At 37.6% G+C, this 23,582-nt stretch carries 15 protein-coding genes, 3 tRNA genes and 1 pseudogene; 13 read left to right on the forward strand and 6 right to left on the reverse strand.

Features of this window, described 5'->3' with window-relative positions; genetic code table 11:
* Window positions 1–349 precede the first annotated feature (349 nt).
* From OO7_RS04740 to OO7_RS04780, 9 genes and pseudogenes are all read left to right on the forward strand, one after another.
* Window positions 350–829 carry a prepilin-type N-terminal cleavage/methylation domain-containing protein gene (locus tag OO7_RS04740; RefSeq protein ID WP_008914831.1) on the forward strand — a complete coding sequence of 160 codons (480 nt, stop codon included), beginning with the start codon at window positions 350–352 and terminating at the stop codon, window positions 827–829.
* A gap of 11 nt (window positions 830–840) precedes the next feature.
* On the forward strand, window positions 841–1,425 hold the full coding sequence (locus OO7_RS04745; RefSeq protein ID WP_043892646.1) for a prepilin peptidase-dependent protein: 585 nt from the start codon (window positions 841–843) through the stop codon (window positions 1,423–1,425).
* Window positions 1,425–1,865 (forward strand): YgdB family protein, encoded by a 441-nt coding sequence (locus tag OO7_RS04750; protein WP_008914833.1) that lies wholly within the window; start codon window positions 1,425–1,427, stop codon window positions 1,863–1,865. Before OO7_RS04745 ends, OO7_RS04750 begins: the two co-directional genes overlap by 1 nt.
* Complete coding sequence (locus OO7_RS04755; RefSeq protein ID WP_008914834.1) at window positions 1,865–2,245, forward strand: type IV pilus modification PilV family protein; 381 nt, start codon at window positions 1,865–1,867, stop codon at window positions 2,243–2,245. Before OO7_RS04750 ends, OO7_RS04755 begins: the two co-directional genes overlap by 1 nt.
* On the forward strand, window positions 2,223–5,597 hold the full coding sequence (gene recC, locus OO7_RS04760; RefSeq protein ID WP_008914835.1) for an exodeoxyribonuclease V subunit gamma: 3,375 nt from the start codon (window positions 2,223–2,225) through the stop codon (window positions 5,595–5,597). Before OO7_RS04755 ends, recC begins: the two co-directional genes overlap by 23 nt.
* An 18-nt stretch (window positions 5,598–5,615) precedes the next feature.
* On the forward strand, window positions 5,616–8,513 hold the full coding sequence (gene ptrA / locus OO7_RS04765; protein ID WP_008914836.1) for a pitrilysin: 2,898 nt from the start codon (window positions 5,616–5,618) through the stop codon (window positions 8,511–8,513).
* Between the two features lie 5 nt (window positions 8,514–8,518).
* Window positions 8,519–12,126 (forward strand): annotated as a pseudogene (gene recB / locus OO7_RS04770) (exodeoxyribonuclease V subunit beta).
* On the forward strand, window positions 12,126–14,000 hold the full coding sequence (gene recD, locus OO7_RS04775; protein WP_419177241.1) for an exodeoxyribonuclease V subunit alpha: 1,875 nt from the start codon (window positions 12,126–12,128) through the stop codon (window positions 13,998–14,000). Before recB ends, recD begins: the two are co-directional and overlap by 1 nt.
* A 75-nt stretch (window positions 14,001–14,075) precedes the next feature.
* Complete coding sequence (locus tag OO7_RS04780) at window positions 14,076–14,645, forward strand: hypothetical protein (RefSeq protein WP_008914840.1); 570 nt, start codon at window positions 14,076–14,078, stop codon at window positions 14,643–14,645.
* Between the two features lie 75 nt (window positions 14,646–14,720).
* On the opposite strand, the gene argA is transcribed toward OO7_RS04780, so the two are convergent.
* Complete coding sequence (gene argA, locus OO7_RS04785; protein ID WP_008914841.1) at window positions 14,721–16,064, reverse strand: amino-acid N-acetyltransferase; 1,344 nt, start codon at window positions 16,062–16,064, stop codon at window positions 14,721–14,723.
* Window positions 16,065–16,309: 245 nt separating this feature from the next.
* Here argA and amiC point away from each other — a divergent pair, with 245 nt between their 5' ends.
* Window positions 16,310–17,560 carry an N-acetylmuramoyl-L-alanine amidase AmiC gene (gene amiC / locus OO7_RS04790; protein ID WP_008914842.1) on the forward strand — a complete coding sequence of 417 codons (1,251 nt, stop codon included), beginning with the start codon at window positions 16,310–16,312 and terminating at the stop codon, window positions 17,558–17,560.
* 116 nt (window positions 17,561–17,676) lie between these two features.
* On the opposite strand, the gene OO7_RS04795 is transcribed toward amiC, so the two are convergent.
* The 3 genes from OO7_RS04795 to OO7_RS04805 form a co-directional block, all read right to left on the reverse strand.
* Window positions 17,677–17,753, reverse strand: a tRNA-Met gene (locus OO7_RS04795).
* A 29-nt stretch (window positions 17,754–17,782) separates the two neighbouring features.
* Window positions 17,783–17,859, reverse strand: a tRNA-Met gene (locus OO7_RS04800).
* A gap of 101 nt (window positions 17,860–17,960) precedes the next feature.
* Window positions 17,961–18,037, reverse strand: a tRNA-Met gene (locus OO7_RS04805).
* Window positions 18,038–18,261: 224 nt separating this feature from the next.
* Here OO7_RS04805 and mltA point away from each other — a divergent pair.
* Window positions 18,262–19,353 carry a murein transglycosylase A gene (gene mltA / locus OO7_RS04810; protein ID WP_008914843.1) on the forward strand — a complete coding sequence of 364 codons (1,092 nt, stop codon included), beginning with the start codon at window positions 18,262–18,264 and terminating at the stop codon, window positions 19,351–19,353.
* A gap of 30 nt (window positions 19,354–19,383) precedes the next feature.
* Window positions 19,384–20,205 carry a tRNA cyclic N6-threonylcarbamoyladenosine(37) synthase TcdA gene (gene tcdA, locus OO7_RS04815; protein ID WP_008914844.1) on the forward strand — a complete coding sequence of 274 codons (822 nt, stop codon included), beginning with the start codon at window positions 19,384–19,386 and terminating at the stop codon, window positions 20,203–20,205.
* 11 nt (window positions 20,206–20,216) lie between these two features.
* On the opposite strand, the gene csdE is transcribed toward tcdA, so the two are convergent.
* Window positions 20,217–20,678, reverse strand: a complete 462-nt coding sequence (gene csdE / locus OO7_RS04820) for a cysteine desulfurase sulfur acceptor subunit CsdE (RefSeq protein ID WP_008914845.1) — start codon at window positions 20,676–20,678, stop codon at window positions 20,217–20,219.
* 10 nt (window positions 20,679–20,688) lie between these two features.
* Window positions 20,689–21,897: a cysteine desulfurase CsdA gene (gene csdA, locus OO7_RS04825; protein ID WP_008914846.1), complete on the reverse strand. Its 1,209-nt coding sequence runs from the start codon at window positions 21,895–21,897 to the stop codon at window positions 20,689–20,691.
* A gap of 497 nt (window positions 21,898–22,394) precedes the next feature.
* Here csdA and OO7_RS04830 point away from each other — a divergent pair, with 497 nt between their 5' ends.
* Entirely contained in the window at window positions 22,395–23,336 is a 942-nt protein-coding gene (locus OO7_RS04830; RefSeq protein ID WP_008914847.1) for a transcriptional regulator GcvA, read from the forward strand.
* Window positions 23,337–23,582: the final 246 nt, after the last annotated feature.

Here is a 23,582-nt window from a genome sequence, read left to right on the forward strand (position 1 = left end):
AAGCACTCCAAAACCTCATTTTAATAATGTTATTTTGGAGGCTTAATTGATTAGTTATAAATTGAATTGATTAATCTTTAAATTTGTTTTGTTTATCCTCCTTTTTAATATCTGAAGCTCTTTGTCACTAGCGACGAGCTCTGTACTTTTTTTATCGTTTTCCTACCAAATTAGTGATCTTTATTTTTACCAACAATTTTAAGTTGCGAGCCGCTTCGCAAATCGACCAATGCCTCTTTGTAAATTCAATGATTGCTTGCGAAACGGCTCGTAAATTTAAATCTAAGTTTTGGTATTGCTGATTTTTATTACTGATATTGGCTGTGTTCTTGGAAGAAGGGATAACAAAATGAAAATTAGGAACCAACAAAATGGATTTACGTTAATTGAAATATTAGTTGTGATATTTATTTGTTCATTTGCATTAATTCCTGCTTTACATAATTGGCATAAGCAACAACAACGTGAGTATTTAATTGATACAGCTCGGCAAGTTGCTGCATTTATTTATCGCCATTTTATGGAAGGAATTTATCTAAACCAACATCGTATTTTATTTGTAGACCCACTAAAAGATAATTGGAAAATTACCATAAAAGATGCAATTACGAAGGATCAAATAGGGCAATTAGTAGCTGATAAATTTAATCATGTGGCGATAAAGTCAGCAACGCGTACCTCAATTGATTTATATGGTAAGCAAGGAACCAGTCATGCTTTTCGCATTGAACTACAGAATGATTTTGGGCAAATGACCATTTTTATGTCTGCTAGCGGTAGGGTTAGAGGTTGTAGTAATAAAAAAATTGTAGGTGTTCCACATTGTTAGTGCCTCATTGTATGAATAAAAATGATCAATTAGGTTTTTCATTGCTTGAAACTCTCATTGCAATGGGGTTAAGCAGTTTTATCTGTATTGCTGCCATATCCGTATTTCCTGCTTTATTTAAACAGACTCATCATTCTTACATTCAATATCAAATAGATAGAGAAGTTAGGCAAGTTCTTATTAATATGGAGAAAGACTTTAGGCGAATTGGTTATTGTAGCCGACAGTTTTGTGATGGTACTGCAATTAAAATAGAGGCTAAATTTTTAAGTAGATTGCCAAATTCATGTATTGTTTTTGCTTATGATCAGGATTTATCTGGAGCATGGCGTAACGGGGGAGCTCGTAGTAAAGAAACTGATTTTTTTGGGTATAGATTAAACAATAATAAATTGGAATCTAATAGAAACGTGATGGATTGTAATGGTAGCCGCTGGCAATCCTTATTCGATCCCCAAGTAATTAAAGTCAATAAGTTATCTTTTACTTGGCATAAAGAACACTCTTTATTAGAAGTCAAACTTATTGTTAAAACACCATTGTTACCTAACAAAGAATTGAGTTATAGAACCACTGTATTATTGAGGAATGTTTAATGGCGGCATTGCAGACTCAAAAAGGAAATATTGCTTTAATTATGGTCGTTATCTTAATGACAATGGCACTACTATTATTAAAAGCATTACATTTTTACCAAGAAAGTGCGCGTGATGAATTTTTCCGTGAGAAGAGGTTTTTTGAAACTTTTAATCTAGCTGAATCTGCATTATCTTGGGGGTTAACGCAAAATTGGCAGCTATTTGGTTCAATAGATACAGATTGGGAATGTTTACAGCATCAAAAACCATATTGGGAAAGCTGCTTAAAGCATTATAAAGGCAATGATTTTATATTATTAGGTCGAAGTTTTTATAACGACACACAATATATCAATGTATATCGTTGGGTTAATCCTTTAGCAGGTTCTCAGAAAGTGCAAGCAAGGGAAAATGGTTGGCTAGACTATTGCCCTGTAAAAAAGAAAGGGTTTTGCTAATGAAGCAAAACCAAATAATACAGCAGCAAGGTTTCGCCTTGATAGAATCAATTATTGCGATGGTTGTCTTTGCTATCTTATTAGTCGCTCTGCTAAACTATAGCCAATATATCACTTTGAATTTTAATCAAATATTTCAGCATTCAGCAGTAATAAGAGAGTTAAATAGCCAGTTAGAATATAAATCATCAATGAAAGCGGTGGAGCGTGAAAACCAGAAGCCGCTTTCCCCCAATTGGCAGCTAAACTTACAAGATTTTTCGGTGTCAGAGAATTGTACTGATACAACCGTCGCCTTATCGAACCCGAGGCAAAAATTTGTACTGACCCGTAGGGTTTGTAGAACAGGAGATAATAATGTTTCAGGTTTATCATTCTAATCAATTAGATATATTAAAAGAGTTGATTGCTCATTTGATAGAGAATGAACCACTTTCTCACCCGTTCGAAAAAGAAATCATTCTAGTACAAAGTCCCGGAATGTCTCAGTGGCTACAAATTGAATTAGCTAAACGTTTTGGCATTGCTGCTAATATTTATTACCCGCTTCCTGCTACTTTTATTTGGGATATGTTTCGCCGTGTTCTACCTAATATTCCAAAAGAGAGTGCATTTACTAAGCAAGCCATGTCTTGGAAGTTGATGAAAATTCTTCCTGAAGTGATTCATGAAGAAGAATTTGCACCTTTACGTCACTACCTCCAGCAAGACCTAGATAAACGAAAACTGCATCAATTATCGGGGCGAATTGCAGATTTATTTGACCAATATTTAGTCTATCGGCCTCAATGGATTGAAAAATGGCAACAAAACGATCTTGTCGATGATCTCAGTATTAATCAACTATGGCAAAAAAGGTTATGGCTAAAGTTGGTTGAATATACAGAAGAACTAGAACAATCTCCGTGGCATCGTGCAAATCTTTACCAAAGTTTTATTGATACACTAGCGACTAGTACGGATTTAAAAAAAATCCTCCCTAAACGGATTTTTATCTGCGGCATTTCATCATTTCCACCCGTTTACTTACAAGCTTTACATGCAATAGCTGAACATACAGATATCCATCTTATGTTTACTAACCCGTGCCGTTATTATTGGGGGGATATTCACAGCCACTCCTTTTTAGCAAAATTACAAAAACGTAAGTTACATCATTATATTGATAAACATGAAATATCGCGTTTTAAGTTAGAAGAGCATGCAAAGCAATTATTTAATGATGATGGAGAGCAAGATGTTGCCAACCCGCTTTTAGCATCATGGGGTAAGTTAGGAAGAGATAGCCTGTACTTTATTTCTCAAATAGAAAATGCGAATGAAATTTCGGCTTTTGTTGATACAGATAGAAAGAGCTTATTGCAAAATTTACAGCAAGATATTTTAGATCTTGAAAATCATGCACAATTAGGTGAAACACTAGAGGATTTTAATAGTAGTTTAGGTAAGCGATCTTTAGACATTATAGATGAATCTGTCTCTTTTCATTCTTGCCATAGCCCACAACGGGAAGTGGAAGTATTGCAAGATAAACTACTGACTTTATTTGAACAAGATCCTACCTTGACGCCACGAGATGTGATCGTCATGGTTTCAGATATAGATAGCTATACCCCATTTATTCAAGCTGTCTTTGGTAATACAACTTCCTCGCGCTACATTCCTTTTTCTATATCGGATAGAAAAGCCTTACAAGCACACCCTATATTACAATCATTTATATTACTACTTGATTTACCCCAAAGCCGTTTCTCAACTGAGCAAGTGCTTACATTACTTGAAGTATCTGCATTTGCAGCCCGTTTTGATATTGATGAAGGCGAGCTAAATTTATTGCGTAAATGGGTACATGAGTCAGGAATTCGCTGGGGATTAGATGATGATAATGTTCGTTCTTTATCATTGCCTGTGATAGGCCAAAATACATGGGAGTTTGGTTTAAGCCGCATGTTACTCGGGTATGCAATGGACAGCCGATACGGGCCTTGGCATGATGTGTTGCCTTATGACGAGTGTAGTGGTCTTGCTGCTCAACTTGCAGGTAAGCTTGCGCTATTAGTGAATACATTGAGGGAGTGGAGAACGCTATTAGCATCAGAACGCACATTAAATGATTGGAAAGGTATTAGCCAAGAATTAATTGAGAGTTTCTTTAAAGTAGATACTGATACCCAGTTAGTACTTACTTTAGTTTCAGATAAATGGCATCAAATTATTGATAATGCAATTAATTCAGGTTATTACGAAGAGGTGCCATTACGTTTGATCCGTGATGAGCTAGCGGTTTGTTTTGATGATGAAAAAATAAGCCAGCGCTTTTTAGCAGGAGCAGTTAACTTCTGTACTTTGATGCCGATGCGTTCAGTTCCTTTTAAAGTGATCTGTTTACTTGGCATGAATGATGGAATTTATCCTCGTACTATCCCACCGTTAGGTTTTGACTTAATGGCCGAAAAAGTAATGAGGGGCGATAGAAAGCGTCGAGATGATGATCGTTATTTATTTTTAGAAGCCCTAAACTCGGCAGATCAGCAACTCTATATCAGCTATGTTGGGTTATCTATTCAAGATAACCAACCTTGTAATCCATCAGTATTAGTTACAGAGCTTTTAGATTACATTTGTCAGAGCTTTTGTTTACAGGGTGATGAGGATCTTGATATTGATGAAAGTGCTTTACGCGTAAGACAGCACCTTATTACTCAGCATAATCGGGTTCCTTTTGCTAAAGAGAATTTTATTCAGGGTTCACCTCACCAAAGTTTTGCAGATGAATGGTTACCTGCGGCAAATACAACTTTTCAAGAAAATCCTCCTTTTATTTCCAAGCTTGCTTTGCGCGATCAGGTGACAGAAATAACACTTGAACAACTTTTGCGCTTTTATCGGCATCCAATCAGAGCTTTTTTCCAACAACGATTAAAAGTGCATTTTTCAATTGAAGAGACAGAGTTACCAGAAGATGAACCTTTTCAGTTAGATAGGTTACAACGCTATAAAATGAATGAGCAGGTTTTATCTCTGCTAGTTAATGATGAACAACCAACACATTTACATCAAGCGTTGAAAGCCGCGGGACAACTACCTGCTAAACAATTTGGTCAATTGCTTTGGGAACAGCAAGTTAATGAAATGGTACCACTTGCTGAGAAAATTAAAGAACGTCTGGAACCGACTTTTAACCATATCATTGATACTGAAATAAATGGTATTAAGATAACGGGTGTATTGAAAAATATTCATCAGACAGGAATATTGCGTTATCGACCTGCATATCTAACAGCAAATGATGGCATTCAACTGTGGATTGAACATTTACTGTTTAGTTTATCTATTGGTGAAGGTGAGAGTATTACACTGGGCAGAGATAATAGTATTTGGGCATTTTCTAGTGTAAAACCAGATAAAGCCTATGATTATCTTGAGCAGTTAATTCAAGGTTATTGTGAAGGACAAAATTCACCTTTGTTATTGTTGAATCAAAGCTGTTGGAACTGGCTATCCGCTTGTTTTGATAAAAAATCTAAGCAGTACGATTTTACCTCTGAAGAGGTTCAGCAAAAAGCGTTGTCAACTTTGTTACAGAGTTTGCAAGGCTCAGCAATGAAACGAGGTGATATGGAAGATGATTATGTTTTACGTGCATGCAGGCAAATTGATCAACAACTGATTCAATCGCTTCAAGAAAATAGCCATCGTTATCTTCAACCAATGACAGAGTATTTAAAATAAACAGGAGAGCATTGAAGGATGCGACATTTATCCAAAAGTATCGCTCAGTTTTTCTTATTGTTCACTTTAATGATTTTGGGAAGTGCCGCCATTGCGCAGCCTCTTTGGCAAGTTTTACCAGAAACTATCAATAAAAGTGATAATGATCCAAGGCTTTATCAAGCGATAAAGTTAAATAATGGTATGACAGTTTTATTGGTTTCAGATCCGAAAGCAACGAAGTCATTAGCTGCGGTTTCTATCCCAGTAGGCAGCCTTGAAAACCCAGACAGTCAGTTAGGGTTAGCACACTACTTAGAACATATGGTATTAATGGGGTCGAAAAAATACCCTGAACCAAGTAGTTTGTCTGAGTTTTTGCAAAAACATGGTGGTAGCCATAATGCGAGCACAGCAGCACATCGCACAGCCTATTATCTTGAAGTTGAAAATGGTGCTTTAGAAGCTGCAACAGATAGACTTGCTGATGCATTAGCGGAGCCTTTGCTTGATCCTACTAATGCAGATAGAGAGCGTAATGCCGTAAATGCAGAGTTGACAATGGCTCGTTCTCGGGATGGCATGCGTATGTGGCAAGTACGTTCAGAAACTTTAAACCCACAGCATCCAAACTCCCGTTTTTCTGGTGGTAATTTAGAAACATTAAAAGATAAGCCTAATAGTAAATTACAAAATGAGCTTATCGGCTTCTATAAACAATATTATTCAGCAAATATCATGAATGGTGTTCTTTATGGTAATGAATCTATAGAAGCGTTGGCAAAAATTGCATCAGAAACGTTTGGTCGTATCCCTAATTTAGATATAAAAGCGCCAGAAACAAATATTCCCGCAATCACTGATAATGAAAAAGGTATCATTATCCATTATGTGCCTGCTCAGCCACAAAAAGCGATTCAGTTAGAGTTTAGTATTAAAAACAATATGGCTGATTTTCGCAGTAAAAGTGATGAATATATTGGTTATTTAATTGGAAATCGTAGCCCAGGAACACTTGCTGATTGGTTGATTTCTCAAGGGTTAGCGGAGGGAATTAGTGCATCTGCAATGCCAAATGCTGACCGTAATGATGGTACTTTTTCTATCTATATTACGTTGACAGATAAAGGCTTAAAAGAGCGCAATGAAATTATTGCTGCTGTTTTTAAATATATTGATCAAATAAAGCAAGATGGTGTCACTACAGGTTATTTTAATGAGATCAAAAACGTATTAAATCTCTCTTTCCGCTACGGCTCAATCGTAAGAGATATGAATTACATTGAGTGGCTTTCTGACCAAATGATTAATGTCCCAGTAAATCATGTATTAGATTCAGGTTATATTGCTGATAAATATGATCCAGCGGCTATTAAGGCTCGGTTATCTGAGCTGACAGCGAAAAATGCAAGGGTTTGGTTCATCAGTGAAAAAGAGCCACATAACAAGAAAGCATATTTTGTAGATGCGCCTTATCAAGTCGATAAAATCACGGACAAGCAATATACAATGTGGGATCAACTTGAATCTAAAATGGAATTCAAGCTGCCTGAGTTAAACCCGTATATTGCAAATAACTTATCATTGATTAAAGCGGATAAAGCTTATAAACACCCAGAAATGGTTTACCAAGATGGAAATACTCGTGTGTTATATATGCCGAGTCAATATTTCGCTGATGAACCAAAAGCAAGCATTAGCTTGGCTCTGAAAACAAAAGAAGGTGAGCAGGATGCTAAATCTCAGGTAACCGGTTCATTATTGCAATATATTGCTTCATTAAAAATGGATGAATTGCAATATCAAGCCTCTGTAGCTGGAATGTCTGTATCCGTTTCACAGGGTCTTGGTCTGAATTTTTATGCTAGCGGATATACTCAGCACTTACCTGAACTATTCTTGTCAATGACCAAGTTGTACTTAAGTTTTGAGCCAACTGAAAGAGAGCTTGAGCAAGCTAAATCTTGGTATAGAGAACAAATTAAAGTTGCAGATAACGCGAAAGCATATGAATTAGCTATGCAGCCATTTAATCGTGTTAAGAGCGTTCCTTACTTTGAACAAAAAGAGCAATTGGCATCACTAGATAGCATTTCTTTAAAAGACCTTACTGATTATCGTGCAAAAATGGTTGAAAGTTCAGCATTACAAGCATTGATTATCGGTAACCTTACCAAGGCTCAGGGCATTAAGACAATTCAAGATGCTCGAGAATTACTGAAAAGCAAAGGTACCAATTGGTGGCGTGGAGATGTTGTTACTGTTGATAAACCTTATTTAGCTGATTTTCATAAGCAAGGAAATAGTACAGATAATGCGCTTGCCGAAATCTTTGTTCCGGAAGGATATGGTCGTTTAGAAGGCGCAGTGTTGTCAGGTTTATTATCTAACATCATCCAACCTTGGTTCTATGATCAACTTAGAACTCAAGAACAGCTTGGCTATGCTGTTTTCTCATTTAAAGCTGGTTTAGGTGAACAATGGGGAATTGGTTTCTTACTACAAAGTAATGCTAAAACGCCTAGCTACCTAAATACGCGTTATCAAGAGTTTTATAGCACAGCATTTAAGAAGCTAAAGGAATTGCCAGAAAAGGATTTTGAGCAATATAGGCAAGCGATTATTACTGAAATGCAACAACCACCGCAAACATTCTATGATGAGGTGGGTCGTTTCTTCTCAGATTTTAGCCGTAATATTTTTACCTTTGATACACGAGAAAAAGTGTTAGCCATGTATTCAACAGTAACGAAACAGCAAGTGGTTGACTATTATGATAAAGCCGTTATGAAACGTCAGGGACTCGCATTTGCATCTCAAATAACAGGTCAAGGTGTGGACCAAAAAACGGGCTATGCAGTATTAAAGGACTGGATTATTTATCCAAATGCTTCTGAATTACAAAAAGTTTTACCCGTAAAGGAAGAGAGTGAGTGATTAACATGCAGAAGAGTTCTTTATCGTTAGATCCTTTTTCATTGCCTTTACATGGACAAAGGCTTATTGAAGCATCTGCCGGTACAGGTAAAACCTATACAATAGGGCTTCTCTATCTGCGTTTATTACTTGGGTTAGGGGGGAGAATGCTTTCTCCCGACCTTTGAGTGTTGAAGAAATTCTCGTCGTGACATTCACAGAAGCGGCAACTAATGAATTGCGCGGGCGTATTCGCCTGCGTATTCATGAAATGCGTTTGGCATGTTTACGTAATGGAATTGGTTTAAAGGAAGGATCAGAATATCTCACGTTACTTGAGCAGATAAAAACACCAGAACAACGTGAGTTTGCGGCAAATTGGTTGTTGATTGCAGAGAGACAAATGGATGAAGCTGCAATTTATACTATCCATGGTTTTTGCCAAAGGATGTTAGTCCAGAATGCTTTTGAATCGGGTGTATTATTTGAACAAACAATGATCCAAGATGAACTACCAATTCAGAAGCAAGCTTGTGCAGATTTTTGGCGGCGACATTTTTATCCCATTGATTATTCAATGGCAAAAGTAGTTTCATCTCATTGGAATGGTCCTGAAGCATTACTTTCAGATATTAAACCGTTTTTGCAAGGTGATATGCCGTATATCGTCAATGAGAATAAGGTGGATGAAACACTTGAGGAACGGCATAACCGATTAATTACATTGATAAAAAATGTAAAATCTTCATGGGCTGCTGGTAGTGCAGAATTTGCTAAATTGATTACAGATTCAGATGTTGATAAGCGGAGCTATAGTTCTCGTTTCTTACCCAATTGGCTAGATAAAATGGCGAATTGGGCGCAAGAGGAAACTGTAGATTATCAATTACCTAAAGAAATTGAGCGCTTCTCACAAACTATTTTACATGATAAGTCTAAAAGTGGTTCTGGACCTGAGCATATTGCATTTGCACAGATAGATGAATTGCTTGCTGAATCATTGACGATTAAAGACTTAATTATTCCCCTTGCAATCACAGAGATCAGAACATCCATAGCACATGAAAAGCATAGCCGTGGTGAAATGGGGTTTGATGATTTACTGACTCGCTTAGATAAAGCATTGAAACATGAGGGTGGACAGTATTTAGCGGATGCTGTTAGCCAGCGTTTTCCGGTTGCCATGATTGATGAGTTTCAGGATACAGATCCACAGCAATATCGTATTTTTCAACGTATTTACCAAGGCAAAGCACATAGCGCCTTATTATTTATTGGCGATCCCAAACAAGCTATTTATGCTTTTCGTGGTGCGGATATATTTACTTATATTGAAGCTAAAAAACAAGTTAGTGCTCACTATACATTAGGAACTAATCACCGCTCTTCTGAGCAGATGGTTTCGGCAGTTAATCAAATCTTTAGTCATTGTAATAACCCTTTCATTTTTGAACAAATACCGTTTAATCCTGTCAATTTCTCCCAAAAAAATGCGGGTAAATCATTACATCATGATGGGCAAGATATTAAAGCGTTAACTTTTTGGCAAATTGATGCTGAAGCGCTTTCTATAGCCGATTATGAACAAAATATGGCTGCACAATGTGCTGCACAGGTTAGTGAGTGGTTACAAGGGGGATTACAAGGTAGTACTTTTTTTCAGCATATTGATGGAGAATGTTTACCTGTTTCCGCGTCTGATATCACGGTTTTAGTAAGAAGTCGCCGAGAAGCAATATTAATACGTAATGCATTGAATCAGCTGAATATTCCTTCTGTATTCCAATCAAATAGAGAAAGCGTATTTGCAACTCAAGAAGCGCGTGACCTTCTATGGATATTACAAGCGGTATTATCACCCGAAAAAGAACGTGTTTTGCGAAGTGCATTAGCGGCTGGAATTCTTGGATTAAGTGCAAAAGATATAGATGAGCTTAATTATAATGAAAGAGAATGGGAAAAATTAGTTGATGAATTTACTCGATATGCGGTGATTTGGCATACTCGCGGCGTTCTCCCTATGCTACGAGTTTTGATGTCTAAAAGGCATATTGCAGAAAGCTTACTTTCTACAACTGAAGGTGAGCGCCGTTTGATGGATGTCATGCATATTGGTGAATTACTTCAAGAAATGTCCCTTCAATTAGAAGGTGAACATACATTAGTTCGCTGGCTAACTCAGCAAATTGCTCATCCTGATCATCAAGCTAATTCACAGCAAATGCGCCTAGAAAGCGATAAACACTTAGTTCAAATTAGCACAATTCATAAATCAAAAGGCCTTGAATATAAAATTGTTTGGTTGCCTTTTGCCTGTAATTTTTTACCGCAGTCAAAAGCGCTCTATCATGATAGGGATGATTATAAAACTCACTTAGATTTGGCAGATAATAAAGAAAATATTGAGCTAGCTGATGAGGAGCGTTTAGCGGAAGATTTACGATTATTATATGTTGCGCTAACTCGTGCTATTTACCATTGTAGTGTTGGCATTGCGCCTATTATTAAAGGTAATCGTAAAAAAAGTGGTGAAACAGATATACATTTATCGGCTATTGGCTATTTAATTCAGCAAAGTCAGGCTGGAGATGTTGTACTCCTGAATGAAAACTTAGCCAAATTAAAAAGTACAGTGATTGATGTTTTGCCTGTTGAGCAGATAAATGCAAAACCATTATTACTTGATCAAAATAATGATGAAACATTATCTGCTAAACAGTTTAATCGCTCATTAAACACTTATTGGCGGGTAACTAGTTATTCTGGTTTGAGCTATAGCAGTGGAGGGCATAATGAAATTGAACAAACTATCTCTTCTGAGCAATTAGCTAATTCATTGGCACCTAAAATGGATATTGAAGCCAGTACTGATGACTTATCACAAGAAATGGATGAATCGACTTTCACACCTCATCAGTTTCCTAAAGGGGCGAATCCCGGAACATTTTTGCATAGTTTAATGGAGGAAATTGATTTTTCTAAAGATATTTCAATCGAATGGTTGATTGAAAAATTAGAAGGATCAGGCTTCGATGTAAAATGGGCACCGATGTTGCAACAGTGGTTGACGGCTATTCTTCAGGTTCCTTTGTCTGACGATGGTTTATGTTTGTCTGCTTTAGCGGAGCAAGACAAGCTTGATGAAATGCAATTTTACTTACCAATTGAACATTTATTAGAGGCAAACTCTTACGATCAACTTGCTCACCGTTATGATCCCCTTTCTGCTGTTTGCCCGCCACTTAATTTTGAAAAAGTGCAAGGGATCTTAAAGGGTTTTATTGATCTTACTTTCTTATGGAAAGGGAAATTCTATTTATTAGATTATAAATCTAATTATTTAGGTGAAGATGAGAATGGTTATACACAAGAAGCCATGTCAGAAGCCATGATTGATCACCGCTATGATCTACAATATCAGCTATATTCATTGGCATTGCATCGTTATCTTAAACAAAGATTGCCGAATTATCGTTATGGTGAACATTTTGGTGGTGTTTATTACCTCTTTTTACGAGGGGTTAGTGATATAGAATCAAAAAATGGGATTTTTTTCTATCGTCCTGAAGAAGAATTTATTGAGGAGCTTGACCTGTTATTTCATGATCCGATAAAACAGGATAATCAATCATGATAAAAACACTGTTTAAAAAAGCGATAGAAAAACGTCTGCTTACTCCACTTGATGTGCAATTTGCTTATCATATTATCAGGGATGAAAATCCAATATTACTTTTAGTTGCTGCATTTTTGAGTGCAGAAACCATGGCAGGGCATGTCTGTTTATCCATAACAGACATTACTCCCGAACAACTTTTTTCAGGGCGTCATCCTGAATTAGCCATAGAATTTTGGCGTGCTATTGGTGATACTGATGCGGAAGCTATTTTTGAAACAATCAAAAATGCACCATCAGTTACGTTAGCTGGAGAAAATAAATTATCTCCATTTGTTTTATCGGGATCATTTTTATATTTCCAACGTTTATGGCAGTACGAACAAAATGTTTCTCAGTATTTTTCACATGCTGGCTCACTAAACCAGCATGCTCAAGATATTAAACTTACCTTAGATTCATTATTTTCACATGCAGATGATATAGATTGGCAAAAAGTTGCTGCTGCGGTTGCCGTTACAAGTAAAGTTTCTGTCATTTCAGGTGGACCAGGTACAGGGAAAACAACCACGGTAGCGCGAATTCTTGCCGCTTTAATCAAATTAGCTGTTGCGAATAACCAAACGATAAATATTGAATTAGCCGCTCCAACGGGTAAGGCAGCAGCACGCCTGACTGAATCTTTAGGCGCTGCTTTGGCTGGCTTATCACTCAATGCTGAAGAAAGCCGAATGTTACCAAACCAAGCGAAAACGCTTCACCGATTACTTGGTGCCCAGCCAGAAAGTCAGCATTTTCGTTATAATCGTGATAATAATCTGATATTAGATGTTTTAATTGTTGATGAAGCTTCAATGGTCGATTTGCCAATGATGAGCAAGTTGATTGAAGCTTTACCTCCTGATGCAAGATTGATTTTTTTAGGTGATAAAGACCAATTAGCATCCGTTGAAGCTGGGGCTGTTCTCGGGGATATTTGCCAATTTGCCAATATGGGATATAGCTTACAGCGCGCCAACGAATTGACTCAGTTGACTGGCTATTCTCTTGATAATTTCACTTCTGAAAAAGGTCCATTGATCCGAAATAATTTATGTTTACTACGCAAAAGCTATCGTTTTTCATCTTCTTCAGGTATTGGTCAGCTTGCCTCTGCCGTTAATGAGGGTAATGCAAAACAAGTAGAAAAATTATTGAATAATGAGCTGAATGATGTAAATAGCTATTCTCAAGATACCGAAGATGATTATGCACAAATGCTGATAGCCGCAGCGGGTCATTATCAAGATTATTTATTAGCCGTAAAAGCAAATAGTTCAGCTGAGCAAGTACTACATAAGTTTAATCAATATCGTTTGTTATCAGCATTAAGAGATGGGCCTTACGGCGTGATAGGATTAAATGAAAAATTAGAAAAGCTCCTTCAACGGCAAGGATTGATTCATCGCTCTTTTAATCAATCTAATAAGCATTATGCGGGTAGGCCGATTATGATCAGCCGTAATGATAGCCCTCTTGGATTATTTAATGGTGATATTGGCATTATTTTGCCCGATACCGATGGTGCATTGAGAGCCTATTTCCAATTCCCTGATGGCACTATTAAAGGGATCCAGCCTAATCGTTTACCTTTACATGAAACTGCTTATGCGATGACAGTTCATAAATCACAAGGCTCGGAATTTACGCATACGGCATTAGTATTACCAAAAGTATATTCACCAGTAATTACCCGAGAGTTGGTTTACACGGCGATAACCAGAGCAAAAAAAGAGCTTTCGTTATACTGTAGTCCTAAAATATTACGTCGAGCAATTGAAACGCCAACCCGGCGCCGTAGTGGACTTGCTATGCAGTTAATGGCAACGAACGCAGTTAATGGCAAGATATAGTATAAATATTACGTAGTAAATTATAAATATATTGTTTATAACCAATGAGATAACTGAAAAGCAAAGGATAAAAATATGGATAAGCAGCAAGAAATGACGGCGATGACCATAACGTTAAATGCTCGGATTGAGCCAGAAAGACGTGCTGATTTAGAAAATGCATTTTCAGAAGTCATGACAGGCATGGGAAAAAATGTACAAATTACAGGTGGTGGCACTTTATTATCCGATGATGGTGAGCCCGATGAATGTGATATTGAGCTAGCAGTAGAAGATGCATCAGACGAAAATATTAGCTTAATTATTCAGCTTTTCTCATCTATGTTGGCACCTAAAGGCTCTCGCTTAACTATTCATGGCGAAGATACCGTCATTGAATTTGGTGATGAAGAAGGGCTAGCACTTTATTTAAATGGTACTGATTTATCTGATGATGTTTATGAAAATAGTGATGTAAATGATATTTTCGATAAGCTAGATGAAGCAGTGGAAGATATTGGTGCTATTCATGGTGTATGGGAAGGGCCAACAGAAACCGCTTTTTATTTTTATGGCACTACATTTGCAGAAATGTTAGCGCTATTACAACCGCTTATTGACACAATTCCATTGTGCCAAAAAAGTCGTATTGTACAAATCGCTTAATTTTTGCAAAAAGTGAATAATAACTAACCTGAATGCGATATGACTTTCATTATTCAGGTTAGTTAATTAGGATAATTATTTATCTGCTTGTGTTTTTAGATCAAGCATTAAGATTTTTGAACGTCGCTGATAATTGTACAAAGCTTGTTTTTTTAATGGCAGCATTTCAATTTCAGCTGGCATAAAGCCGCGTTCTTGGAACCAATGTATGCTGCGCGTTGTTAGCACAAATAGCTTTTCCAAATTAATTTGCCTAGCTTGAATGGCGATACGATGTAACAGCTCTTCACCGCGTGCTGAGCTACGATAATCAGGATGTACGGCAACACATGCCATTTCACCCAGTTTTTCATCTGGGTAAGGGTAGAGTGCTGCACATGCAATCACCAAATTATCTCGCTCAATAATGGTAAATTTATCAATTTCCATTTCAAGCTGTTCTCTTGAACGCCTAACAAGTATGCCTTGTTGTTCCAGAGGACGAATGAGTTCTAAGATCCCACCAATATCATTAATATTTGCACGCCGTGTCTGTTCTGAGCTTTCCATAACAATTTGAGTGCCGATTCCGTCACGAGAAAAGAGTTCTTGTATCAAAGCACCATTTTCTTGATAACTCAATAGGTGACTACGACGGACTCCTCGGCGACAAGCGATTGCTGCACCACGTAAAAAACGCACTGTACCAGAATAGTAATCACCTTCAGCTTCCAATTCTTGAATACGTTTTTCAGCATCATTCGGGAAGAGTTCTGAGAGAATATTACCGTCTTTATCTGCAACACCTTGTGAAGAACAAAAGCCAATCAGCTTTTCTGCTTTAATTTTTACCGCAAGTTGTGTAGCAATTTCTTCAGAAGTGAGATTAAAACTTTCTCCAGTCACGGATACAGCAACAGGTCCAATAAGGATGATAGATCCGTGATTTAGCTGGTTATTAATCGCGTCTTCATCAATACGGCGGATCCGTCCGCTATGGCAATAATCTATTCCATCATCAATGCCTAATGGTTGAGCAATAACAAAATTGCCACTCACGACATTAATATGTGCGCCTTGTAAAGGCGTATTGCTCAAGCTCATTGATAAACGTGCTGTAATATCGAGTTGTAAAGCGCCAGATGCTTGTTTGACATATTCAAGCGTATTCGCATCTGTTACACGAGTGTGTTTATGATAAATAGCCTCATAATGTCGCTCAGTTAAAAGATCTTCGATTTGCGGTCGGGCACCATAAACGACAACAATACGAATGCCAAGGCTATGTAATAATCCTATATCATTGACTATATTTGGAAAATTCTCATGCGCGATAGCTTCTCCACCCAGCATAATGACAAATGTTTTGCCGCGGTGAGCATTAATATAAGGAACCGAATGGCGAAATTCATCGACCAATTCGGTGCTGCGCTCTTTCATAATCACCCTCATGAATGAATTTTTATTCGATATTAATGTATTTTTATTCTTTTTGGCAGCAAATATCAAGTAAAAGATGGGATAAGACTTGTAACATTTTTATCATTTGGGTTTACATATATCTATAATAAAAAGTGTATTCTTAATGACAGTATGCGTATGATTCGTTAGAGTTCATATTTATTACCCCATTTGGCCTTATTATTAAATCACTTGATGTTTCAGCTTTAGGTTTGGAATTATTGATGAGTCACCAAGAACACAGCCCATCTAAGCGCCGCTTTATTCAAGGAGCGGCCGCGCTTATGTTGCTTAGCGTTAGCCCAATTGGTTTTGCGGCGAATGCTAATATTATTGCTGTCCGCGTTTGGCCTGCATCGACCTACACGCGTGTGACGCTTGAATCCAACACGCCATTAAAATATCGCCAATTTGTTTTAAATAATCCAGAACGTATTGTTGTCGATCTTGAAGGTGTTCATCTCAATAATGTCTTAAAACAGATGAGCAATCAAATTCAGACAAGAGATCCGTATCTTAAGTTAGTCAGAGTCGGACAATTTGATCCAAAAACAGTACGACTTGTTTTTGAAGTCAAAAGTAAAGTTAGCCCTAAAATTTTTACAATTGCGCCTGTTTCTGAATTTAAAAACCGTTTAGTGATGGATTTTTATCCGGGCAAAGGTGTTTCAACCAATGATGACCCGTTACTTGCTCTATTGGAAGATTATAATAAGGGTGATTTAGAAGAAAGCATGCCAGCTCAGGCTAAAAAGCCAGGAACAGCCGGTAAAGATCGACCAATTATTATAATGATTGACCCTGGGCATGGTGGTGAAGATCCCGGTGCAATAGGCAAGTATAAAACGCGAGAAAAAGATGTTGTATTACAAATTGCTCGTCGCCTAAAAGCATTGATTGATAAAGATCCAGAAATGCGGGCTTATATGACACGTAATGAAGATGTGTTTATTCCATTAAAGGTACGTGTGGCAAAAGCTCGTAAAATGCAGGCAGATTTATTTGTTTCTATTCATGCTGATGCTTTCACTAATCGCTCTGCACATGGTTCCTCAGTCTTTGCATTATCGAAGAAAGGTGCAACAAGTAATACAGCACGTTATCTGGCTCAAACCCAAAACGAAGCTGACTTAATTGGTGGGGTGAGTAAAAGCGGTGATGCTTACCTTGATCATACAATGCTTGATCTTGTACAAACGGCCACAATTAATGATAGCTTGAAGTTTGGTGATGAAGTTTTAAAACGAATGGGAAAAGTAAATAGGTTGCATAAAAATAGAGTCGATCAGGCTGGATTTGCTGTACTTAAAGCACCTGAAATCCCATCTATATTAGTTGAAACGGCCTTTATTAGTAATTTAGAAGAAGAGCGTAAGCTAAAAACGGCAAAATTCCAGCAACAAATGGCCGAGTCGATTTTTCAAGGCATCAAAGCTTATTTTCGTAATGGCGGCACATTAGCTGTGAGAAATTAAGCAATTAACACATGGAAATAGCATTAAAAAGCTGTGAACAGAAATGTGATCGGCTTTTTTTGAAAATGAGAAATAATAAAATGGGTATTAAAAACGAGAAGAGTAATCAAGAAAATTGGTTGCGGGGGCCGGATTTGAACCAACGACCTTCGGGTTATGAGCCCGACGAGCTACCAAGCTGCTCCACCCCGCGACTGAAGAGTTAAATATTACAGGTAAAATTGGTTGCGGGAGCTGGATTTGAACCAACGACCTTCGGGTTATGAGCCCGACGAGCTACCAAGCTGCTCCATCCCGCGCCTGAAATATTTTTTAATGCGGTAAAACGGTATATTAAAACAAACTATATCAAAATTAATTACACAGTAAAATTATAATGTATAACTAAGTTCTAAATTATTGGTTGCGGGGGCTGGATTTGAACCAACGACCTTCGGGTTATGAGCCCGACGAGCTACCAAGCTGCTCCACCCCGCGTCCGATAGCGGGCACTATACTCGGGATGAGATCTGATGCAAGTTTTTTTATGTTTTTTTTACAAAATACCGCACAGATAGAACAAAATATAAGCGTAATGCCTTTTTTTTGAACTTGTTGTTAATTGATGTCGCTAATTAAAAGGTGAAACATGATTATCCGTTTCAATCTCTATTTGAGTTTGCTATTGTGCGCGTCATATTGGATATGAGTAGGCAAATAACATGAAGCTATGGCAAAAATGGTGTGTGACCAGTGTATTTTTTACTTTTCTTGTTGGCTGTCAATCTCATCCAACAGATAAAGGACAACAGTATAAAGATGGTCGTTTAAATCAAGATCTCCAACAAGTTAGCCAATTGAATGTTCAAGGGCGACCAATCAATTCCCAAGATTTCAATCAGCAGGTTATAGAAATAAGAAATGCATCTCCTCGATTATTTCAAAATAATAATGATACCTACCATGCGATCGAGAATTGGCTAGTTTCTGGTGGTGATCCTACGAAACTGGCAAATTTCAACTTAACGGCCTATCAAATGGAAGGGGTTGATAACTACGGAAACGTACAATTTACGGGTTATTACACGCCTGTTATTGAAGCTCGTCGCGTTAAACAAGGTGAATTTCGTTATCCTTTATATGCAATGCCACCTAAAGGGAAAAAGCGTTTGCCAAGCCGAGCGGCTATCTATAACGGGGCTTTGAGCGATAATTTAATTTTAGCCTACAGTAATTCGCCTGTAGAAAATTTTATGATGGAAGTGCAAGGTAGTGGCTATATTGATTATGGCGATGGTAGCCCATTAAACTTCTTTAGTTATGCTGGCAAAAATGGTCATGCATATAAAAGTATTGGTAAAGTGCTTGTCGATAGAGGGGAAGTGCCTTTAGAGAAAATGTCGCTACAAGCAATTCATGATTGGACGAATAGCCACAGCGAACAAGAAGTCCGCCAATTATTAGAAGAGAATGCTTCTTTTGTTTTCTTTAAACCAAAATCGTTTGTGCCAGTAAGAGGTGCAAGTGCTGTTCCTTTAGTGGCGAAAGCTTCTGTTGCATCTGATAAATCACTGATCCCAGCGGGTACGGCATTACTTGCAGAAGTGCCGATATTAGATAATCAGGGGAAATTTACTGGGCGCTATGAAATGCGTATGATGGTAGCGCTTGATGTCGGTGGTGCGATTAAAGGCCATCATTTTGATATCTATCATGGCACAGGGCATGAAGCCGGTAAAATGGCCGGTTTTTATAATCATTATGGCCGAGTGTGGGTGTTGAAGAAAAGCCAGCCACTATTTGGTAAGCCGTAGTCACAGTTTTAACTAAGGTTGTTTGTCATTATGCAAACTCAGCTTTCAGAGGCTTGGATGCAGCGTTTTGCTGGTATTGGGCGTCTTTATGGTCAGCAAGCACTATCCTTATTTGCTCGCTCCCATGTTTGTGTTATTGGAATTGGTGGTGTTGGTGTTTGGGCGGCAGAAGCTCTGGCTCGTTCAGGTATCGGCGCGATTACACTTATTGATATGGATGATATTTGTATCACTAATACTAATCGCCAATTACACGCTCTTAAATCCACAGTAGGTCAGCCAAAAGTTGATGTCATGAAGGCGCGTATTTTAGAGATTAATCCTGAATGTACCGTCAACGTTATTGATGATTTTATTTCGGTGGATAATGTTGCGCAGCAACTTAGCGCTGGTTTTGATTATGTTATTGACGCAATTGATAGTGTGCGTCCAAAAGCAGCATTGCTCGCTTATTGTCGCCGTTACAAAATTCCAGTGATCACAACAGGTGGTGCTGGTGGTCAGATTGATCCAACTCAAATCCAAGTTGTTGATCTGGCAAAAACAGTTCAAGATCCTTTAGCAGCAAAATTGCGAGAGCGTTTAAAGTCTGATTTTAATGTGGTTAAAAATAGCAAAGGTAAATTGGGTATTGATTGCGTTTTTTCTACAGAACAATTGGTTTACCCGCAAAGTGATGGCACGGTTTGTTCTGCAAAAAGCACAGCGGATGGTTCGAAAAGAATGGATTGTGCATCAGGATTTGGTGCTGTAACAATGGTCACTGCGAGTTTTGGTTTTATAGCCGTTTCTCATGTATTGAAAAAAATGCTGGCTAAAGCCAAAAGAGAAGCTGAGGCTATAGAAATATAGCCTCAATACGGTTATTCAGCAGGTGTCATTTCGCCTGCAATATTTTGGATAGCCGTAATCAATGCTGCTATCCCATTTTGTCGGGATTCACTTAACTGACTTGATAACCCTGTTTGATTTAAAATATCTTTAAAATCAAGAGATAGAATTTCTTGGCTATTTTTATTTTCAATAGCTGCCAGCAAAATTGCAAATAAGCCTTTTACGACACGGCCTTCACTATCACCATAGAAATGAAAAGTGCGATCATCATTGAGAATTGCACCAATCCAAACGCGATTTTCGCACCCTTTAACTTCTTGAGTGTGCTGTTTTTCATCTTCAGTCAAAGTAGGTAATTGGCGAGCAAGCAGGATAAGTGTACGGTATTTATCTTCCCATGCTTTTTGTGCCGACAATTGTTCAATAATCTCATCAATTTTCAACTCAGAACCAAAAGGATGAGGAGCAAAATTAGGTGTGATTGAAGTCATTAAATTTACCTTATTTATCATTCAGTATCGAAAGTGCAAATTTGACTGCGTTTATAAACTTATCCATGTCGAGTAAGTTATTATAGGGCATTGCAGAAATACGTAAGCAACCTTGAGTACCAATTGCACCCATTAATGGTTGTGCACAGTGCTGACCATAGCGTAATGCAATTTTCTGTTCAGTCAATAGAAGTCCTAAATCGCTATGATGAATGTTACTAAAGTTAAATGAAAGAAGTGATGAATTAGCCTGACTGTAACGAATATAACCAGGAATTTGCTCGAGTTGCTCGTGAGCATAATTAATTAAAGCACAGCTATAATTTTCTGCGCTAGCTAAATTAAAATTTGCTAACCAATCTAATGTTGCAGAAAAGGCGATAACTCCAGCAATATTGGGTGTACCAGCCTCAAAGCAATGAGGAATTGGTGCTGGCGTAAATTCCTCAAAATTAACCTCTGTTAGCATTTTTCCACCACCATGCCATAAAGACATCTTGGCAAGTAATTCGGGTTTCCCGTAGCACACACCAAGGCCAGTTGGCCCATAAAGCTTATGTGCAGAAAATGCATAAAAATCAATATCTGCCGTTGTTACATCAATTGGTGAATGAACAATGCCCTGTGCTCCATCAATCACCACAAGAGCCCCCATATTATGGGCAAGCTGAGTCATTTCAGCTATATTGGGTTGTAGTCCAGTCACATTTGACATTTGGGTAACTGCAACCACTTTAGTTTGAGAATTAAGCAGTGTTTTTAGTGTATTAATATCTAAGCAATATTCATTATTTACAGGCCATTTAACAATCTTAGCCCCCGTTTGTTGAGCTAAGATCATCCAAGGAAGTAAATTAGAGTGATGTTCTAATTCACTGACAATAATTTCATCATTAGGCTTTAATTGGTTTCTAAAATAACTTTGTGCAATGAAATTGATTGATTCAGTTGTTCCGCGAGTCCAAATAATGTCATTTTCACTTTTTGCATTAATTAATTTAGCCGCCCGAACACGCCCTTGCTCATAATTTTGAGTAATACGTAGCGCTTCTGGCGATTGTCCGCGATAAACAGAGCTTCCTGAGTGGCGATAATAATCATCAGAAGCTTGGATCATTGTGATAGGCTTAAGCGCTGTAGCTGCGCTATCAAGAAAAATCGTCTCGCTATTGATGGCTGGAAATTGTTGGCGAAACTGTTCCGCAGAAAATGATTGCATTATATGTTCTTTATTTTAATGAATGGTTGTTTTATTTGTATTGATAGTAATTAATGATATTCTCAATTACTTGCTATAGATGATGCTACATTTTACCTTAGCTATTGCAATAAATTAGCCTGATATTTGAGAATGATTATGTGTTTTTTCACATAATGCAACTGTTTTGATTTTTTGATCACTTGAATTTAGGTGATAAAAAAAGCACCGCGTATTAGGCGGTGCATAACAAAAATCACTATGGACAGACAGGGTAAATGTACAGGAAGTGAAAATAGTAGCAAAAGCTACAAAGTCTGGTGTTTCCAGACAACTTGCAAACACAACATCACAACCACAAAGCCAAAAGTTCCAAAATAACTAAACTCTGTAACTTTTCGTTCCGGCTTAGGAAGTGTGCATACTATAGGTATTTACTGGTGTCTCCTCAAGGGACAATTTATAATGCTTCGGATGAAAAAAACTAATGCATAGAATTATGCTGAGTTGACTTAATTATGTCTAAAAGATTACCCCCCCTTAATGCACTAAGGGTATTTGATGCCGCAGCTCGCCACTTAAGTTTTACTAAAGCAGCTGAAGAGCTGTTTGTGACTCAGGCTGCTGTAAGCCATCAAATGAAAAGCTTAGAAGACTTTCTTGGGCTAAAATTATTTCGCCGCCGTAATCGTTCTTTATTATTAACAGAAGATGGACAAAGTTATTATCTTGACATTAAAGAAATTTTTTCTTCTATTAATGAGGCGACAAGAAAACTGCAAGCGCGCAGTGCCAAAGGCGCATTAACGGTTAGTTTGTCACCTAGTTTTGCCATTCAATGGCTAGTACCGCGCCTTTCTAGTTTTAATCAAGCATATCCTGGTATTGATGTGCGCATTCAAGCGGTAGATAGAGAAGAAGATAAATTAGCTGATGATGTTGATGTGGCTATCTTTTATGGTAAAGGTCATTGGCCGGGCCTAAGAACAGATCGATTGTATGCTGAATATTTAATGCCTGTATGTTCTCCTGCTTTATTAACAGGTAAGCACCAATTAAAACAACCTGAAGATTTAGTCAATCATACTTTATTGCATGATTCGTCTCGGCGGGATTGGCAAGCTTATATTCGCCAATTAGAATTACAAAATGTGGTCAATGTTCAACAAGGGCCGATTTTTAGTCATAGTGCTATGGTCATACAGGCGGCAGTTCATGGACAAGGCGTTGCATTAACAAATAATGTGATGGCAAAAAATGAAATTGATGCAGGCAGATTAGTTTGTCCTTTTAATGAAGTCTTGATTAGTAAAAATGCCTTTTTCCTCGTTTGTCAGGAAAATCAGGCTGATTTAGGTAAAATAGCTGCATTTCGTCAATGGATATTAGCTCAAGCCGCCAGTGAGCAAGAAAAGTTAGGTTTTATCACTGGTGAACAAGACACTGTACTTATTCAATAGTCATTTGATAGATTTTTTCCGCTGTTTAATTATTTTGCGTCTATATTTAATGTAGATTTGGTTTATTGATTTGATTCATTGGAATGGCGTTACGGAAGAACATAAGAGAAATAGGGCGCAAGTGGCCTAGCTCTACACACTTTTTCGCCATAATAAATATCCCATAATGAATGGAAATAAGTAAAATGATGAAGATATATGCTACTTACTATAGAGTCGATGTTAAAAATAGAGGAAAATATCGGG

It is taken from the genome of Providencia sneebia DSM 19967 (assembly GCF_000314895.2).
Classification (GTDB): Bacteria; Pseudomonadota; Gammaproteobacteria; order Enterobacterales; family Enterobacteriaceae; genus Providencia; species Providencia sneebia.

Excerpts from the sequence above, each read along its gene's own strand:
- OO7_RS04755 (WP_008914834.1), top strand. The coding sequence starts at position 1,865 with ATGAAGCAAAACCAAATAATACAGCAGCAAGGTTTCGCCTTGATAGAA.
- OO7_RS04830 (WP_008914847.1), top strand. The coding sequence starts at position 22,395 with ATGTCTAAAAGATTACCCCCCCTTAATGCACTAAGGGTATTTGATGCC.
- csdA (WP_008914846.1), bottom strand. The coding sequence starts at position 21,897 with ATGCAATCATTTTCTGCGGAACAGTTTCGCCAACAATTTCCAGCCATC.
- OO7_RS04745 (WP_043892646.1), top strand. The coding sequence starts at position 841 with ATGAATAAAAATGATCAATTAGGTTTTTCATTGCTTGAAACTCTCATT.
- mltA (WP_008914843.1), top strand. The coding sequence starts at position 18,262 with ATGAAGCTATGGCAAAAATGGTGTGTGACCAGTGTATTTTTTACTTTT.
- OO7_RS04740 (WP_008914831.1), top strand. The coding sequence starts at position 350 with ATGAAAATTAGGAACCAACAAAATGGATTTACGTTAATTGAAATATTA.
- OO7_RS04750 (WP_008914833.1), top strand. The coding sequence starts at position 1,425 with ATGGCGGCATTGCAGACTCAAAAAGGAAATATTGCTTTAATTATGGTC.
- OO7_RS04780 (WP_008914840.1), top strand. The coding sequence starts at position 14,076 with ATGGATAAGCAGCAAGAAATGACGGCGATGACCATAACGTTAAATGCT.
- csdE (WP_008914845.1), bottom strand. The coding sequence starts at position 20,678 with ATGACTTCAATCACACCTAATTTTGCTCCTCATCCTTTTGGTTCTGAG.
- recC (WP_008914835.1), top strand. The coding sequence starts at position 2,223 with ATGTTTCAGGTTTATCATTCTAATCAATTAGATATATTAAAAGAGTTG.
- tcdA (WP_008914844.1), top strand. The coding sequence starts at position 19,384 with ATGCAAACTCAGCTTTCAGAGGCTTGGATGCAGCGTTTTGCTGGTATT.
- argA (WP_008914841.1), bottom strand. The coding sequence starts at position 16,064 with ATGAAAGAGCGCAGCACCGAATTGGTCGATGAATTTCGCCATTCGGTT.
- amiC (WP_008914842.1), top strand. The coding sequence starts at position 16,310 with ATGAGTCACCAAGAACACAGCCCATCTAAGCGCCGCTTTATTCAAGGA.
- ptrA (WP_008914836.1), top strand. The coding sequence starts at position 5,616 with ATGCGACATTTATCCAAAAGTATCGCTCAGTTTTTCTTATTGTTCACT.